Here is a 15,326-nt window from a genome sequence, read left to right on the forward strand (position 1 = left end):
TCCATATCTTCTCTGTGCAACTCTGCGGTAAAATAGTTTAAAAACTGTGACTGAAATCAACGACTGAAAACTTGTAACTCGCAGCTAGTAACTTGGAACTCTTCTCACCATACCAAATCACAGGCATCAGCGGGCATCCAGTGTTTTTCTTTGCCATCCCATTTTACATTGCAACCAATCGGGTTGGTAACCGGAACAGAAATCGTTTTTCCACTGGTCAGTTCTTCCAAAGCATTCGCCAAATCGTTTACCGTAATTTTTGAGGCATCGCGCGGACTGTCAACTCCCCTTCCGGTATAAACAAGCTCGCGCTTTTCGTTAAATACATAAAAATGAGGTGTTCGCAGTGCACCGTAAGCCAATGCCACTTCCTGCGATTCATCATACAAATACTTCCACGGAAACTGGTGTTCCTTCATGCGCGCTACCATGTGGTCAAAATCATCCTCTTCGTAGGTATTTTTGCTGTTCGCGTTAATTCCGACAAACTCAACACCCAGCGGTTTAAACCGTTCAGCTGTTTTTCGGGTTACTTCGTCGCTGTTTATTACATAAGGGCAGTGATTGCAGGTAAAAAACACCACCAGATATTTCGAATCTTTAAAACTTTCCAATGAATAGCTGTTCCCGTCGGTTGCCGGAAGATCAAAACCGATTGCCTTTTTTCCTATTTCAAGTGTAAATGCCATAATTGTATTTCCTTTTACTACATAAAGAATTTCTACCTAAAATTGTTTAATCGCTGGATTGTTTTACCCTCAACCTCTAAAGGAGAGTATGACCAAGTCCCCTTTACAGGATTTAGGGATTAATCGAAATTTGGCATGTAAAATTTTATGCTTGTTTCGTCCAACAAATTATCTTTGAAAAATCATCTTGAAACATTTACAATTAGTGTACGAATGAGCAGCGAACAGGATTTACAACGAATTAAAGATTTGCAGGCCGAACTGGCCGAACATAACTATAAATACTACGTTTTAGCGCAACCATCAATTAGCGATTTTGATTTTGACATGAAATTAAAAGAGCTGGAACGCCTTGAAAAACAATACAATATTAATGATCCGAATTCGCCAACACAGCGCGTGGGAAGCGATTTAAGTTCCGACTTTAAGCAGGTTACACACAAGTACACAATGTTGTCGTTATCGAATGCCTACTCGCAGGACGAGCTAAAGGATTTCGATAACCGCATTCAGAAAATTATAGGCACCAATGATTATGAGTATGTGTGCGAGTTGAAATTCGACGGCTCATCCATTAGTCTGACCTACGAAAATGGCGAATTGGTGCGTGCCGTAACCCGTGGCGACGGCGTAAAAGGCGACGATGTAACAACCAATGTACGCACCATTCAATCGGTGCCGCTAAAATTACGCGGAAATGATTTTCCTGAAAGTTTTGAGATTCGTGGTGAAATTGTAATGCCTTTCGATGTTTTCAACAACCTGAATGCGGAATTGGGAAAAGCCGGCGAACCTTTGCTGGCCAATCCCAGAAATACAGCTGCCGGAACATTAAAAATGAAAAACTCCTCGATTGTAGCATCACGAAAACTGGATGCCTACCTGTATTATGTGCTTGGCGAAAATTTGCCGGAAGACGGCCACTACGAAAGCCTGCAAAAAGCACGCGAATGGGGATTTAAAATTTCGGAACATACTCAACTTTGCAAAAATATTGATGAAGTTTTCTCCTTCATAGAAAAGTGGGATACCGAACGTTTTAACCTGCCGGTTGCTACCGACGGAATTGTAATTAAAGTGAATTCGCGCAAACTGCAAAACAACCTCGGTTTTACGGCCAAATCGCCGCGTTGGGCCATCGCGTATAAGTTTAAAGCAGAAAGTGTTGCCACCATTCTAAAATCGGTTTCGTACCAGGTGGGCCGCACAGGAGCAGTTACACCGGTGGCCAATCTCGAGCCGGTGCTTATTGCCGGAACCATTGTAAAACGGGCGTCACTGCATAATGCCGATATTATCAGCAACCTGGATTTGCATATCGACGACACGGTATTTGTGGAAAAAGGAGGCGAAATCATCCCAAAAATCACAGGTGTTGATCCGGCCAAACGACATCCGATGTTTCAGCCGGTGCAGTTTATTGAATCGTGCCCCGAGTGCGGCACAAAGCTGATACGAAAAGAAGGTGAAGCCGCCCATTATTGTCCGAATGAAGATGCCTGTCCGCCACAAATAAAAGGTAAAATGGAGCACTTTGTCAGCCGGAAAGCAATGGATATTGATGGCATCGGTCAGGAAACCATTGAGTTGCTTTACAACGAAGGTCTGGCTAAAAACATCACTCAACTGTACCAACTACAAAAGGAGCAACTGCTAAACCTGGAACGAATGGCGGATAAATCGGCCCAACGAATTCTTGATGGTTTGGAAGCATCAAAACAAGTTCCGTTCGAGCGGGTACTATTTGCGCTGGGAATTCGTTTTGTTGGAGAGACAGTGGCCAAAACGCTGGTAAAAAAGCTGCATACCATTGAAAATATTCAGCAGCAAACAAAGGAACAGCTGGTTGAAATTGATGAAATTGGCGACCGCATTGCCGAAAGTGTAGTGGAATGGTTTTCGAACGAAGAACACCTGCAGTTTATCCAACATTTGAAAGAATACGGACTTCAGTTTGCAATCAGCGAAGACCAGCTGGAGGGACAAACCAACAAACTTGAAGGTTTGAGTATCGTTATTTCGGGTACTTTCGAGCAACACTCGCGCGACGAGCTTAAAAAACTAATTGAGCAAAACGGCGGAAAAAATGTGGGCTCCATCTCGAAAAAAACAAGTTATATGCTCGCCGGAAGTAATGTTGGGCCAAGCAAACTCCAGAAGGTGGAAAAGCTGGGTATCCCAATGATCAGCGAGGAAGATTTCCTGAAAATGATTGAATAGTTTATCTTTTTTTATGACGCAAAAATTACAATTACAGCTAAATACGCCGCTTTTAATATGACAAAAACAATTCTTCTTTTATCGATAACACTCCTCTTATCAGTCGCTGTCAGCGCTCAGAACATTATTGAGTGGTCGGCCGACTATCAACTTCAAAAAAGCGATTTTCAGGCCAAAGCGCCCAACAGCGGACAAATGCAAACAGCCTCAGGAAGTTTTTCTGTGGAATACGAAACAGGCGGTCTGAACCTGGTAATGAACCGTAACATGAATGAAAGTGTATCGTGCCACTTTCAAAAAGACGCTTCGTACATTGACGACGGGACGGAGGAAGCAACAGCCCGTTTATTACGTTACGAGCAACTGATTTTTAACCTTTATGAAATTCAGGCGCGAAATATCCGCAAAAAGTTTTTCGAAGAACGCAAAACGATGCTAACTAAAGGCCCCTCGGAACTGCACCTACAGGCATATGCCGAGCATGCAAAACTGCTTTCGCGGGTGGAAAGCGATACATTTAACGGTACGCTTGATTCGGAAATTGATAAGTGGATGAAGTGGTCGCTGGAAGAGCTGGATAAACTGGGTGACTTTTGCAAAACCTGTAATCCAAAAAAGAAGAATAGAAAATAAGACACTGCATTATGGGATTGAAAGAAAAATATGCCTATCGAAAACTCCGGAAGCTGGTGGCTGCACAGAAACGCACTCCGGTGATTCCTAATCTTGCTTTACATTCGAAAGTAGGTGTGATTTGGCAACCATCGGAAAAACCGGCGGTGCAATACCTCCGCGATTATTTTAACCGGCATGGTGCTATTTTTCGTGATTACTGCATATTCGACAGCGACTCGAACCCAGCCGCCGAAGCCAATTCCTTAACTGTAAACGACCTGAACTGGTGGGGAATTCCGAAACCCGAAAAAGTGGGTGACTTTATCGAAATGGAACTCGATCTTCTGCTGTGTTTGGCTGCCGAAAAAAATTATGCTGTCGATTATATAACAGCGTTATCACATGCTAAATTCAAAATTGGCAGTTCTGAAGCCGATGATTCCTACTTCGATCTGAATATTAAGATTGACCAAAATAAGGATGCAATGTTTCTGGCCAAACAACAAATTTTCTATCTTGCGCAGCTAAACAACAGTACAGATTCATGAGTCGATATTTTACAGGCGCGGGGGTAGCCTTAATAACTCCATTCACAACAAACGATCAGGTTGATTACAAAGCACTTGAAACCATAATCGATAACCAGGTAAAAGGTGGTATGGACTATTTGGTAGCTCTTGGTACCACCGCAGAAACTGCCACACTGAGCAACGATGAAAAAGCACAGGTGGTTGAACTGGTGAAGGAAAAAGCCAATGGTTTGCCCGTTGTTGTTGGAATGGGCGGAAACGACACCCGTACCATGTGTAACCAGATCGATAACTTTAATTTTGAAGGAATCGACGGAATTTTAGTTGTTACTCCATACTACAACAAACCTTCGCAGGAAGGAATGTACCGCCATTATCTTGAAATTGCCAAAGCCAGTCCGGTTCCGGTTATTCTTTACAATGTACCGTCGCGTACTGGTATAAATCTGGAAGCAACCACTGTAGGACGTTTGGCGGAAGCATCGGATAAAATTGTGGCCATAAAAGAAGCGTCGGGCGAGCACTCGCAAATGACTAAGATCGGAAAATATACACCCGATGATTTTACCGTTATTTCGGGCGACGACCTGCTTGCCATTACCATTGCTGCCATTGGCGGACAAGGTGTAATTTCGGTGGCAGCAAACGCTTATCCCGAGAAAATCAGCAAAATTATGCACCTTGCTATGAACAATGACTTTGATGGAGCAAGAAAAATTCATTTCGAACTAATTGAGATGTTCCAGCTGCTGTTCCGCGAAGGTAATCCCGGAGGAATTAAAGCGCTTATGAATATTCAGGGAACCATCGAAAATATCCTTCGTTTGCCGTTGTACAAAATCAGCGACGGACTGTACGACGAGATAAAACAGCGCCACGAACTGATAATGCGTTAACAGTTTTTAAGCTCACATTTTTGAATCCCCTCGTAATAAATGGTACTTTTGCATAGCACTATATTATGAAAGCTATGCGATCAGTTTTAATAGGATTTCTATTGTTCTTTGGCCTGCAGGCTGTTGCCCAGCAAGGTTTGCAAATGGATTTTGGCGAAGTTGATTCGAGCGAAGTTCTGCTGCAACGCCAGATTGAATACTACAACCTGATTAATGGCGGGATTGATGGCAGTTACCTGATGGAGGAATTGCAACTTCCGGCTTTTGATATGAACCGGTTTTACCAAAGTCGCTACACCCTGGCACTGGCAGCATTTCCACAATTAAATTATACCGGTTTATCGTTTCACGGATCTGATATTGTTTCCCCCTACTATTACAACGCAGAAATGCTAAGTTCTGCGGCATTCGAATTGGGCGACAAATTTGTTATTGGCGGATACAGCTACGGGGCGAACTTCATTAATTCGGCGCCACTTCCCAATCAGAATTCGAGCTATTTTGATGCCTACGGTTCTACCATGTTTATGCAATATAAGGTTTCAAAGAAATTCAAAATCGAAACCAGCATCAGCATTCAGCAAAACCGAATTGGACCACCGGGATTTTAGCCTTGCGTCCTCCACTCAAAATCTTATCTTTAAAAACTGAACTTTAAACTCAGATCACATACATGCTTACAGTTTACAAAGCTTCTGCCGGATCGGGAAAAACCTTTCAACTGGTGGTTGAATACCTGAAAATCATCCTGAGCAATCCGTACAACTACAAACACATTCTGGCAGTAACTTTTACCAACAAGGCCACCAACGAAATGAAAAGCAGGATCCTTGAGCAACTGCATTTGCTGGCCATTGAGAAAGATTCTCCCTACATCGAACCACTTCAAAAAGACAATAATTACACCGAACAATTTATCCGTCAAAGGGCTAAAGAAGTGCTCAAAAATATTCTGCACGACTACAATCGTTTTTCAATAAACACCATCGATTCGTTTACGCAGAAAGTAATCAAATCCTTTAACCGCGAGTTGGGTATATCGCCAAATTTTACGGTGGAACTCGACAACGACCTGCTTTTGCAGGAAGCTTCAGACCGTTTGCTGGCCCGAATAAATGACGATAAAGACCTGTTAAAATGGTTGCGCGACTATAGTAAAGAAAAGATTGAAGCCAACCGTAGCCAGCGCATCGACGACGATATACAAAATCTGGGCAAAGAGCTTTTTAAAGAATCGTTCCAGGTGTTTTTTCCTGATGAAGGAGAATCGGTTTATAACCGCGAAAACCTGAATGATTTTGGCAAAGAACTGCGCCAGATAAAAAGACATTTTGAAAGCACGCTAAAGTCAAAAGGTGAAAATGCAGTGGCTGCCATGGAAGGACTAAATCTTGGACCGGCAGATTTTTCAGGCGGTGCAAGCAGAAGTATCGGCAGCTTTTTTGTTAAGCTCGCCAATGGCCTTCTTCCCAACTTCACACAAACAGTGCGCAATTGTGCTGAAGATATTGAAAAATGGAGTTCGAAAAGCAGCAAACGTCGCGATGAAATTCTGTCAGCTGCCGAAACCCGTCTGCAGCCAATGTTAATTGATATTGTACAATATTACGATACAAACTGGACACGATACAACACCGCTCTTGCCGCTCTTAGTCAGCTTCGCATGCTCGGAATTTTAACCGATCTAAAAGTAGAAATTCAAAAAATTCAACAGGAAAAAGGTGCCTTGCAACTTTCTGACTCCAACCTTTTGCTGAGCAAAATTATCGGTCAGAGCGATTCGCCTTTTGTGTACGAAAAAATTGGTAACTACTATAAATATTTTATGCTCGATGAGTTTCAGGACACCTCGGGCCTGCAGTGGCAGAACTTTAGGCCGCTGCTTGAAAACTCGCTGGCCGAAGGAAATGCCAACCTTATTGTGGGCGACGTAAAACAATCGATTTACCGCTGGCGTAACAGCGACTGGAGTATTTTGGCCGAGCAATTGGATGCCCAGTTTTCGCCGCAACAAAAACAGGATTTCACCCTTGAAAAAAACTGGCGAAGCGATAAAAACATCATCGCTTTTAACAATGCCATTTTTGGAGAACTAAAAACAGCTTTTGAAGATTACCTGATCGGTTCGCTTGAAAACCGGGAGGCTTACATTCAAAAGTTCGATCATATTTATTCGTCGTACCAACAGGAAGCCGGAAAATCGAATGATGAAGCAACAGGTTTCACACAAATCAATTTCCTTCCGGAAGACGACTTTGAAGAAACGGCTACCGAACAATTGGTTGAGCAGGTAAAATACCTGCAGGATCAGGGAATCAAAGCCAAAGACATTGCCATTTTAATCCGTAAAAACAAAGAGGGCGGCCCAATTATCGAAGCCTTTTTAGCGGCTGCAAAACTCGATGAGAATAAAAAGTATAACCTTTCGGTACTGTCAAACGAATCGTTGTTTTTACATGCCTCCAAAGCAGTTTTGGTTGTGATAAGTACCATCGAGCTGTTGATCGATCCGGAAAATAAAATCACACAGGCTACCTTGTTACTCTTGTGGCAAAGCTGGCTAAAACCCGGTTTGAAAACCATGGGTATTCCGGTTCATTCAAACAATGGGCAAAGTTTGCTTGATTTTAACGATTACAGCGACTGGCACCTTCAACCCGGTTTTGACGAAGAATTCAGTGCGGAATTAGCCGGTAAACTCGAACAGGTAAAACGAAAGGTTTTGCTAACATCATTGGATGAAACAATCACGCATATTTGTTCGCTTTTTGGCTTGTTCAATTTTGAATCGGAATTGCCATTTCTGCAAACACTGATAGATAAAGCGGGCGAATTAAAAATATCCTTATCAAACGATTTGTCGAACCTGTTGTACTGGTGGAACGAAAAAGGCAGCAACACATCAGTAAATGTAAACGAAGAAGTAAGTTCCATTCGATTGATGACCGTTCACAAATCAAAAGGGCTGGAGTTTAAAGCAGTTCTGCTCCCCTACCTCGACTGGAAAACCAGCTGGAGTGGTACAACGGCACCTTTGCTTTGGTGCAAACCACAATCAGAACCGTTTAACAAATTTCCGTTACTACCGATCCAGGCCGGTAAACACATGGAAACATCGGAATTTGCGCCCATGTATTTCGAGGAAAAAATGAATTACTACATCGACACGCTTAATTTGGTTTATGTGGCCTTTACGCGTGCCGCATCGGTGCTGATCGCCAATTGCCCCATGCCAAAAGAGAGCAAAAATAATTCAGGCTCGGGCAAACCAATTCATTATTTATTGCACAAAGCGCTGGCGAACCAAAGTAAGCAGGATGAATTTGCCGATTGTTTTAACGAAGAACAAGATCGTTTTGAATTTGGAAGAATTGCTAAACAGCCGCAGGAGGATGACGAGCAGAAAGCCATTCTAATCAAAAAATACAACTTTAACGACATTTCGGATAAAATTAGTTTGCGATTGAATGGCGAAGATTTTTTAATTGAGAACGAACAGCAACATTCAGTAAAAAACACTGGGAAAATCATTCACGATATTTTATCTGAAATTGTGTTGGCCGACGATGCCAATGCTGCTTGTTTACAGGCGCTGCACGATGGAAAAGTGTCGAAAACAGAGTTTGATGAAATTCAAACAAGCATACAAAACAACCTGCTGCTACCGGAGGTTGAAAAGTGGTTTGACGGCAGTTACGAAGTACTGAACGAACGCGACCTGCTTACTTCCGACAAACTGCTGCGACCCGACCGCATAATGTTCTCGGGCGACGAAGCAATTGTTGTTGATTACAAAACCGGCGAACGACAAGACAAGTACCTGTACCAGGTGAAAGAGTATGCAAAGGTTTTGCAGAGCACCGGTTTCTCAAAGGTTAGTGGTTTTTTGTGGTATTTGCACACCGGTGAGCTTGAAAAAGTATGTGAGTTAAAATAAACTCCATTTTTTACTCAATCCGAACAATAAAATACATTTTGGTGTTTATACTTTCAAACATCCAATAAATTGATCATGGAAAGAAAAGAATTCATCAAAAAGTTTGCTTACGGTGGCAGCATTCTATTAACTGCTCCTGTAATTTTAAGTGCCTGCTCTAGTAGCGATGACGATTACGTGCCGAACGATCCGAATGAGCCTGGTAATGATTTAACGATCGATCTCACCAGTTCAACCTACTCAGATTTGGGAACCATTGGCGGTTATGTTTACGCAGGTAATATCATGATCTTCCGAACAGGAGAAAGCACCTACCTGGCACTTTCAAAAATATGTACACACCAGGGATGTACAGTGGCCTATAATCATGATGCTACTGAAGTACAATGCCCTTGTCATAATTCGCGTTACACAACTGCCGGAGCGGTTATTGATGGACCGGCACCTGCCAGTTTGAAAAAATATAGCGTGGTAAAAAACGGTGATATACTTACGATTAGTTAAAGTATTTTTAGTTGCTCTCAATCACTTGGCCCTGCTCGCGGTAAAGGTCAACTTTTCCGTCGAGTAGAACGGCAATTACCGTAACCTGCTCATCAAGCACTTTTTCGGGAACATCAATGTATACAATTCCCGGAACAGCGCTCCAGTATTGTTTCATTTTCACATCCCAGTTCAACTTGGTTCCGTTGCCAACAACCCAAATCCGGTTAATCTTATTTTTTATTCCTTTCAGCACCAGCGAACCGTTTGGTTTGTGTGGCACAAATAAATAAAGAATATCTCCGGTTTTGTTCAGTGCAGTTGGTCCGTAATAATGTTCATACGGAATTCCGGCCTGCGTTCCGTAAATGGCTTCAGCATGTTTGTTGGTCCAGCGGCCCAGTTCTTTTAAAATCTTAACCTGTTCTTCAGGAATTGAGCCATCTGCTTTCGGACCAATATCAAGCAGTAAATTTCCTCCTTTGTTGATACAATCCACCAAAATACGAATAACCTGGTTGGGTGTCTTATAATTGTGATCGTTGTGCTGATACCCCCAGCTGTCATTCATCGTCATACACAGCTCCCAATACGGTGCATCGGGCCTTGTAACAGGTAATCCCTGCTCCGGAGTGGCATAATCGCCATAGCCCTGAATCCGGCTGTTTAGAATCACATCTTTATTCCAGCCACGTAATGCTTCGCTTAACTCCTTTGCTTTCCACTTTTCTGCTGATTGCTCCCAGTCGCCGTCAAACCAATACAAATCGGGCTTAAATTGTTTCGACAATTCTTCCAACTGGCAAAAGTTAAAGTCCACAAAATTCGCCCAGCGAAGCGAGTCATTTTCGTAACGTTTTATTTTTCGTGTTTTATTTGGATAATCAGGGTGCGACCAGTCGAGCAACGAATAATACAAACCAACTTTTAGATCGTTTTTACGAAGTGCTTTTACAAAAGGAGCTACCAAATCTCTTCCGGCTGGTGTTTTGTCCACCACATTTAAACCGTTACAGTGGGTATCCCACAACGCCACACCATCGTGATGTTTTGTGGTAAGAACAGCGTATTTTGCTCCACTTTGGGCAATCAGTTCAGCCCATTGCTCAGGACCATAGTTATCGGCCGTAAATCCTGAAAGCTGCTTCATATAATCGTCGTACGATATGTAGTCGTTAAAAAACGACCAGCTTTCATCAATGCCGTTTACCGAATAAATTCCCCAGTGAATAAAAATGCCCAGCTTCGAGTCGCCAAACCACTGCATTCGTTTCTGCGTTTCTTTACTTATTTCCTGAGTGTTTGCACCAAGTGACAAGATGATTGCCATCCCCAAAAATAAAATCTTTCGCATGAGATTTAATTCAATAGTTAGTTCGGCTGCAAACTTTGTAAATTATTTAAAAAGCAAATATGATTATTCGCAGGAATAGTGCATTTCTATTTCGGACTCTACATCCCAAACACACTCGAGACCTTTCGGAAAGGTTACAAAATCACCTGCTCGCACTGTTATAATCTCAAACTCAGTTGTTATTACCGCTTCACCCTCGACAATATAACACAACTCTGTTTCATCGTAGTACCAATCCATTTTTTCTTCATCGAGTTTACGAACCGGCCATTCAAAAACTCCCTCTTCCTGTAATTCTTCCTCGGAATAGTTGTCAACGGAAATTTTCATCAGTATTAAATTTAGTTTCACAAATTACGAACAAAAATGATAAAAATCTGTGACATTTTTCGATAAAAAATCATTCTCATATGCTTTCTGTATAACAGGAGTTCGATTGTGATATTATAAATTACGATAATTCCTGATTGATGACGAAAAGCGGCCTGTTTTCATACAAGTTCTAGGTAGCAACCAATTAGCAGTTAAAGATTATTTAAATTATAATCAACTTTTTTTTTCGCTAATTCTGCTAAATTCACAGAATAATTTAAAAAAAAAACAAAATGAAACGACTTATCTATTTATCATTAAGCCTATTTCTGTTTTTTAGTTGCACGCAAAATTCCAACCAGCAAGCGCATTCAGAAACAGATAACTTTTCTTTTGTATTTATGACTGATATTCATATCACGCCAGAACGAAATGCAACAGAAGGTTTTAGCCAGGCTATTGATACGATAAACAGTCTGAATCCGGATTTTGTGTTAACCGGAGGCGACAACATAATGGATGCGCTTGGGCAGACATATGAGGTCAGCGACAGCCTTTACAAGCTATACGAAAATACGGTAGCAAAAGTGAAAGCTCCGGTTTATAACACCATGGGAAATCATGAAGTTTTCGGACTTTACGAAAATAGCGGCGTTTCTCCGTCGCATGAAGAATACGGCAAACAGCTTTACCAAAACCGACTGGCCAAACGATATTACTCGTTCGATTATAAAAACTGGCATTTTGTGGTTCTTGACGGAATTGGATTTACAAACGACAGACATTACTACGGACATGTTGACGAAGAACAACTGGAGTGGCTAAAAAATGATCTGAAAACAGCAGGAGACAAACCAATAGCCGTAAGCATACATATTCCGTTGTTAAGTATAGGATCGCAGATTATGCAAGACCCTACAGAGGGGATGTCGGAGGGCTCGATTGTTACCAATGCGAACCAGGTTAGGGAGATACTCGAACAACACAATACAAAACTGGTTTTACAGGGCCATTTGCATTTCCTCGAAGATATTGAATACAATGGGATTCATTACATTACCGGGGGAGCTGTTTCTTCGCAGTGGTGGCAAGGCCAACGATTTGGCATGGAAGAAGGATTTTTAAAGATTGATGTTAAAGGAGAAAACTTTAGCTGGGAATACATCGATTATGGCTGGGATGTAAAAGAAACAAATTAATACAGCACATAAAATGAAGCAGAAAAACCGGGGAGTTCCCGGTTTTTCTGCTTTTAGCTATATATCGTTAATACCAATCGTCGTGCACCTCCGTAATCACGGAATTCGCCAAAATATATTCCCTGCCAGGTGCCCAAATTTAAGCGATGGCGAGTAATGGGTATGGTTACTTCGGCACCAATAACCGACGATTTAAGGTGCGCAGGCATATCATATTAGTTGGAAATTAATACATATATTTGTATTGGTTCAATTAATTGATATTGTGTATGAAAGCAATTCTATTAGTCCGTGTTTCATCGGACACACAGGAATATGAGGAACAAAAAAACGATTTAATCAAAACTGCTATTGATAAGCAATACAGTGAACAAGATTTAATAATCGTAGAACACGAAGAATCTGCCATAAAATTAACAATTGACGAAAGACAAGGTATAATAAAATTAAAAAAGTCAATCGCAGAAGATAAATCAATAAATGCGGTCTTTGTATGGGAATTGTCAAGGTTAGCTCGGAATCAAACCGAAGGTCACTTATTAAAAGACTTTTTCTTCAAAAACAAAATACAATTCTACTGCACACACCCTGAAATACAACTGTTTAATGATTCCATTACTGCTCCTTACGAAATTGGCGACATAACATTCTCGTTATTCCTACAAATGACAGAAAGTGAGATGCGAACAAAAAAAGCACGTTTTCATCGTTCAAAAATACGAAATGCTAAAACAGGTAAGTATAGTGGTGGTTTTATTAAATATGGTTACACCGTTGATGATAATGGTTATTACCAGATAAAAGATGATGAAGCTGAATTAATACGATATGTATTTAACAGGTATGAAGCAGGAATTAGTGTTTGGAAGCTGAATAAGGAAATTGTAGAGAGAGGTTTACACAATTCAATATCATTTGTAAATGAAACATTAAAATGTGAGGCATACACAGGTTTAAGTAACAAGTATGGAATGAACAGAGTTTATCCACAAATTATATCTGTGGAACAGTTTAATAGGGTTAAAGAGCTAAAAAAGAAGAATAACAAGAAGTTGGATAAAAGCAATGAAATCTACTTTGGTAAAGGTTTAATAAAGTGTAACCATTGTGGTGCAAAATATTTGGCAATGAAATCGTCAATTCAATATTTGTGTTACAATCGATTTGGTAGAGAACAAAAAATTAATCCAACATTAGCTTGTCGAGAATCAGCAAGTATTAATATTAATGTTTTAGATACAATTCTATTTGAAGCGAGTGTAATTGAAGAAACATACTTTGTTATGAACAATTCTAAGGATGCGATTAAAAATTTAGTCGAGCAGATAAATGTTAATAAACAAAAGATAGATAATCTTAGATTGACCATAGAAAAATCTGAAGCTAAGAAAGAACGAAATAATACCATGTACTTTAATGGCGGTATTTCTGAAGAAAAATACTTAGCTAACGTTAAAAATGTAGATGCAGAAGTAAAAGAAGCTACTAATGCTATCGTTGCTACTACCAATTTAAACACACAGTTGGAGAATAGAATTAACGATATTAATACTGAAAAACGTGATTTGTGGACTGAATACCGTAAATACGAAAATGGTGTTTATGCAATTGAAGATTTAAAAGAAAAGCAAAAAATTGTACAAAGGCATATTAAAGAAGTTGAAATAATTGATGAAATACCAAATCATACAAAAATCGTTATGATATATTTCCATATGAACCCAAAAGTACCATTGTTATATCGGGTACATTTCAAAAAGATTCCCCAATTGATAGAAATTTGCACTGATTTTTATGATGACGGACATAACGGCTACAATAACGAATTTATTTCTGCATGGGGCAATAATATCTTGTGGCAAGAAGTAGATTTTAAAATTGAAAAAAGATTTGTAAGAAACAAAGCCAAATAAGACCTTCCATTTTACACCCTGACCTAAATTTTTCTAAATAAAAATTCACTTTCCCATAAGAAGGTTGAACCCCTTTCTTCCAGATTATCAATTTTTTATATTTTTTTTAAGACCTTCTTTTTTCCGAAACGAGTTTCAATTTTCAAAATAAAAAATTGATTTAAGCATTTATAGTAAAAACACAGACCTTCGATTTAGCAAAAACGAAACGTATAAAAGATTTACATACGCTGCACCTCGTTAATATAATGGGGGTATCCCGTGGGGGTAACCACGGGGGGGTACCGTGGTTCGTACATTATTTTTAACGGATAAAACAGCGATTATGACAAGTTTTGTAACTCTAATCCGTATTTATATGAAAAAAGGCACACTATGAATACAATAGGAGAACTAATAACCAACATGACGATTAATCCGCAAGAGTTTAACCACTTAAAAATATTCCTACACCGTGAAGACACTAAAATACAATCGGATTTCGGTGGAAAATTTCTGTTTGTTTCACCAAACTCATTTGGTCTGGTTAAGTTGAACGACCTTGTTGTAGAGAACAATAACATTCAGCTTTATCTGGAAGATGTTTTCACTGGTCAATCGGACACATTTACAATTGACACTAACGATAAATCGTTTCAATTTCTGCTGATTGAATGGAATGATATTCAGGAATTAGTTTCCCGTGATTCGTAAATTAATTAAATCGTAAAACAGCAATCATGAGCAAATTACAAGACCGATTTCCATACTACGACCAGACATTACTTGGTTTAAACAATCAGTACATAGCCATTGGCAATGATTCATTTCTTATTAACTCACCAGCGGTACTTGCAGATCAGCATATAGTTGTAACGGGATGTTCCTATCTATTGGTCTGGTCTGAAAACGAAAAAATGAATGTTCATCATGTAAAGCTAACAGATGTGTACCACGACAATGAAAAAGTAAACGTGCTCTTAAAAGAAATATCTACCAACCACGTTAAAAAACTGGAACTATTTCTGGATATGGAGCATCAATCTACTTGGATTTTGATTGATGCAGGTTATATTAAAAATCAGGTTGATAGAATTCTTATAAAAGAATACTGCGGCTGTTAAAATAATTGCTATCCACAACAAAATGAACCGCGGGTTTCACCCCCGGATCATTTTTTGCTTGCAATAGTTAACTGA

Annotated in this window: 15 protein-coding genes; 11 read left to right on the forward strand and 4 right to left on the reverse strand. The window is 40.1% G+C overall.

Translation table 11 applies throughout. The features are described from left to right. Positions 1-104 precede the first annotated feature (104 nt). Complete coding sequence (locus tag G4420_RS10210) at positions 105-689, reverse strand: thioredoxin family protein (RefSeq protein WP_163323549.1); 585 nt, start codon at positions 687-689, stop codon at positions 105-107. 213 nt (positions 690-902) lie between these two features. Between G4420_RS10210 and ligA the strand changes: the two genes are divergently transcribed. The 7 genes from ligA (at position 903) to G4420_RS10245 (ending at position 9,391) form a co-directional block, all read left to right on the forward strand. Beyond that, positions 903-2,909, forward strand: a complete 2,007-nt coding sequence (ligA, locus tag G4420_RS10215; RefSeq protein WP_163323550.1) for an NAD-dependent DNA ligase LigA — start codon at positions 903-905, stop codon at positions 2,907-2,909. Between the two features lie 57 nt (positions 2,910-2,966). Next, positions 2,967-3,542 (forward strand): hypothetical protein, encoded by a 576-nt coding sequence (locus G4420_RS10220; RefSeq protein WP_163323551.1) that lies wholly within the window; start codon positions 2,967-2,969, stop codon positions 3,540-3,542. Positions 3,543-3,553: 11 nt separating this feature from the next. Further along, complete coding sequence (locus G4420_RS10225) at positions 3,554-4,072, forward strand: DUF6913 domain-containing protein (RefSeq protein ID WP_163323552.1); 519 nt, start codon at positions 3,554-3,556, stop codon at positions 4,070-4,072. Continuing rightward, complete coding sequence (gene dapA, locus G4420_RS10230) at positions 4,069-4,950, forward strand: 4-hydroxy-tetrahydrodipicolinate synthase (protein ID WP_163323553.1); 882 nt, start codon at positions 4,069-4,071, stop codon at positions 4,948-4,950. The genes G4420_RS10225 and dapA overlap by 4 nt, the downstream gene beginning before the upstream one ends. A 74-nt stretch (positions 4,951-5,024) precedes the next feature. Continuing rightward, complete coding sequence (locus G4420_RS10235) at positions 5,025-5,561, forward strand: hypothetical protein (protein WP_163323554.1); 537 nt, start codon at positions 5,025-5,027, stop codon at positions 5,559-5,561. Positions 5,562-5,623: 62 nt separating this feature from the next. Next, a complete protein-coding gene (locus tag G4420_RS10240; RefSeq protein ID WP_163323555.1) occupies positions 5,624-8,887 on the forward strand; it encodes a UvrD-helicase domain-containing protein in 3,264 nt (1,087 codons plus the stop codon). 75 nt (positions 8,888-8,962) lie between these two features. Further along, positions 8,963-9,391 (forward strand): QcrA and Rieske domain-containing protein, encoded by a 429-nt coding sequence (locus G4420_RS10245; RefSeq protein ID WP_163323556.1) that lies wholly within the window; start codon positions 8,963-8,965, stop codon positions 9,389-9,391. A 7-nt stretch (positions 9,392-9,398) separates the two neighbouring features. Here G4420_RS10245 and G4420_RS10250 read toward each other — a convergent pair whose 3' ends face one another. Then, a complete protein-coding gene (locus G4420_RS10250) occupies positions 9,399-10,724 on the reverse strand; it encodes an alpha-L-fucosidase (protein WP_163323557.1) in 1,326 nt (441 codons plus the stop codon). Between the two features lie 63 nt (positions 10,725-10,787). Beyond that, positions 10,788-11,054, reverse strand: coding sequence for a cupin domain-containing protein (locus G4420_RS10255; RefSeq protein ID WP_163323558.1), 267 nt, complete (start codon positions 11,052-11,054; stop codon positions 10,788-10,790). Positions 11,055-11,329: 275 nt separating this feature from the next. Here G4420_RS10255 and G4420_RS10260 point away from each other — a divergent pair, with 275 nt between their 5' ends. Further along, entirely contained in the window at positions 11,330-12,235 is a 906-nt protein-coding gene (locus G4420_RS10260; protein WP_163323559.1) for a metallophosphoesterase family protein, read from the forward strand. Positions 12,236-12,288: 53 nt separating this feature from the next. Here the strand turns inward: G4420_RS10260 and G4420_RS10265 are convergent, their stop codons facing one another. After that, positions 12,289-12,444: a YjbQ family protein gene (locus G4420_RS10265; RefSeq protein WP_163323560.1), complete on the reverse strand. Its 156-nt coding sequence runs from the start codon at positions 12,442-12,444 to the stop codon at positions 12,289-12,291. Between the two features lie 60 nt (positions 12,445-12,504). Here G4420_RS10265 and G4420_RS10270 point away from each other — a divergent pair, with 60 nt between their 5' ends. The 3 genes from G4420_RS10270 (at position 12,505) to G4420_RS10280 (ending at position 15,251) form a co-directional block, all read left to right on the forward strand. Further along, the gene (locus G4420_RS10270) at positions 12,505-14,148 is read left to right on the forward strand and encodes a recombinase family protein (protein ID WP_163323561.1); all 1,644 of its coding nucleotides are present in this window, start codon (positions 12,505-12,507) and stop codon (positions 14,146-14,148) included. Between the two features lie 375 nt (positions 14,149-14,523). Next, complete coding sequence (locus G4420_RS10275; protein ID WP_163323562.1) at positions 14,524-14,841, forward strand: hypothetical protein; 318 nt, start codon at positions 14,524-14,526, stop codon at positions 14,839-14,841. Positions 14,842-14,867: 26 nt separating this feature from the next. Beyond that, complete coding sequence (locus G4420_RS10280; protein ID WP_163323563.1) at positions 14,868-15,251, forward strand: hypothetical protein; 384 nt, start codon at positions 14,868-14,870, stop codon at positions 15,249-15,251. Positions 15,252-15,326: the final 75 nt, after the last annotated feature.

The organism is Draconibacterium mangrovi (assembly GCF_010586825.1).
GTDB lineage: Bacteria > Bacteroidota > Bacteroidia > Bacteroidales > Prolixibacteraceae > Draconibacterium > Draconibacterium mangrovi.

Excerpts from the sequence above, each read along its gene's own strand:
- G4420_RS10280 (WP_163323563.1), top strand. The coding sequence starts at position 14,868 with ATGAGCAAATTACAAGACCGATTTCCATACTACGACCAGACATTACTT.
- G4420_RS10245 (WP_163323556.1), top strand. The coding sequence starts at position 8,963 with ATGGAAAGAAAAGAATTCATCAAAAAGTTTGCTTACGGTGGCAGCATT.
- dapA (WP_163323553.1), top strand. The coding sequence starts at position 4,069 with ATGAGTCGATATTTTACAGGCGCGGGGGTAGCCTTAATAACTCCATTC.
- G4420_RS10270 (WP_163323561.1), top strand. The coding sequence starts at position 12,505 with ATGAAAGCAATTCTATTAGTCCGTGTTTCATCGGACACACAGGAATAT.
- G4420_RS10220 (WP_163323551.1), top strand. The coding sequence starts at position 2,967 with ATGACAAAAACAATTCTTCTTTTATCGATAACACTCCTCTTATCAGTC.
- G4420_RS10255 (WP_163323558.1), bottom strand. The coding sequence starts at position 11,054 with ATGAAAATTTCCGTTGACAACTATTCCGAGGAAGAATTACAGGAAGAG.
- G4420_RS10275 (WP_163323562.1), top strand. The coding sequence starts at position 14,524 with ATGAATACAATAGGAGAACTAATAACCAACATGACGATTAATCCGCAA.
- G4420_RS10265 (WP_163323560.1), bottom strand. The coding sequence starts at position 12,444 with ATGCCTGCGCACCTTAAATCGTCGGTTATTGGTGCCGAAGTAACCATA.
- G4420_RS10250 (WP_163323557.1), bottom strand. The coding sequence starts at position 10,724 with ATGCGAAAGATTTTATTTTTGGGGATGGCAATCATCTTGTCACTTGGT.
- ligA (WP_163323550.1), top strand. The coding sequence starts at position 903 with ATGAGCAGCGAACAGGATTTACAACGAATTAAAGATTTGCAGGCCGAA.
- G4420_RS10260 (WP_163323559.1), top strand. The coding sequence starts at position 11,330 with ATGAAACGACTTATCTATTTATCATTAAGCCTATTTCTGTTTTTTAGT.
- G4420_RS10225 (WP_163323552.1), top strand. The coding sequence starts at position 3,554 with ATGGGATTGAAAGAAAAATATGCCTATCGAAAACTCCGGAAGCTGGTG.
- G4420_RS10210 (WP_163323549.1), bottom strand. The coding sequence starts at position 689 with ATGGCATTTACACTTGAAATAGGAAAAAAGGCAATCGGTTTTGATCTT.
- G4420_RS10235 (WP_163323554.1), top strand. The coding sequence starts at position 5,025 with ATGCGATCAGTTTTAATAGGATTTCTATTGTTCTTTGGCCTGCAGGCT.
- G4420_RS10240 (WP_163323555.1), top strand. The coding sequence starts at position 5,624 with ATGCTTACAGTTTACAAAGCTTCTGCCGGATCGGGAAAAACCTTTCAA.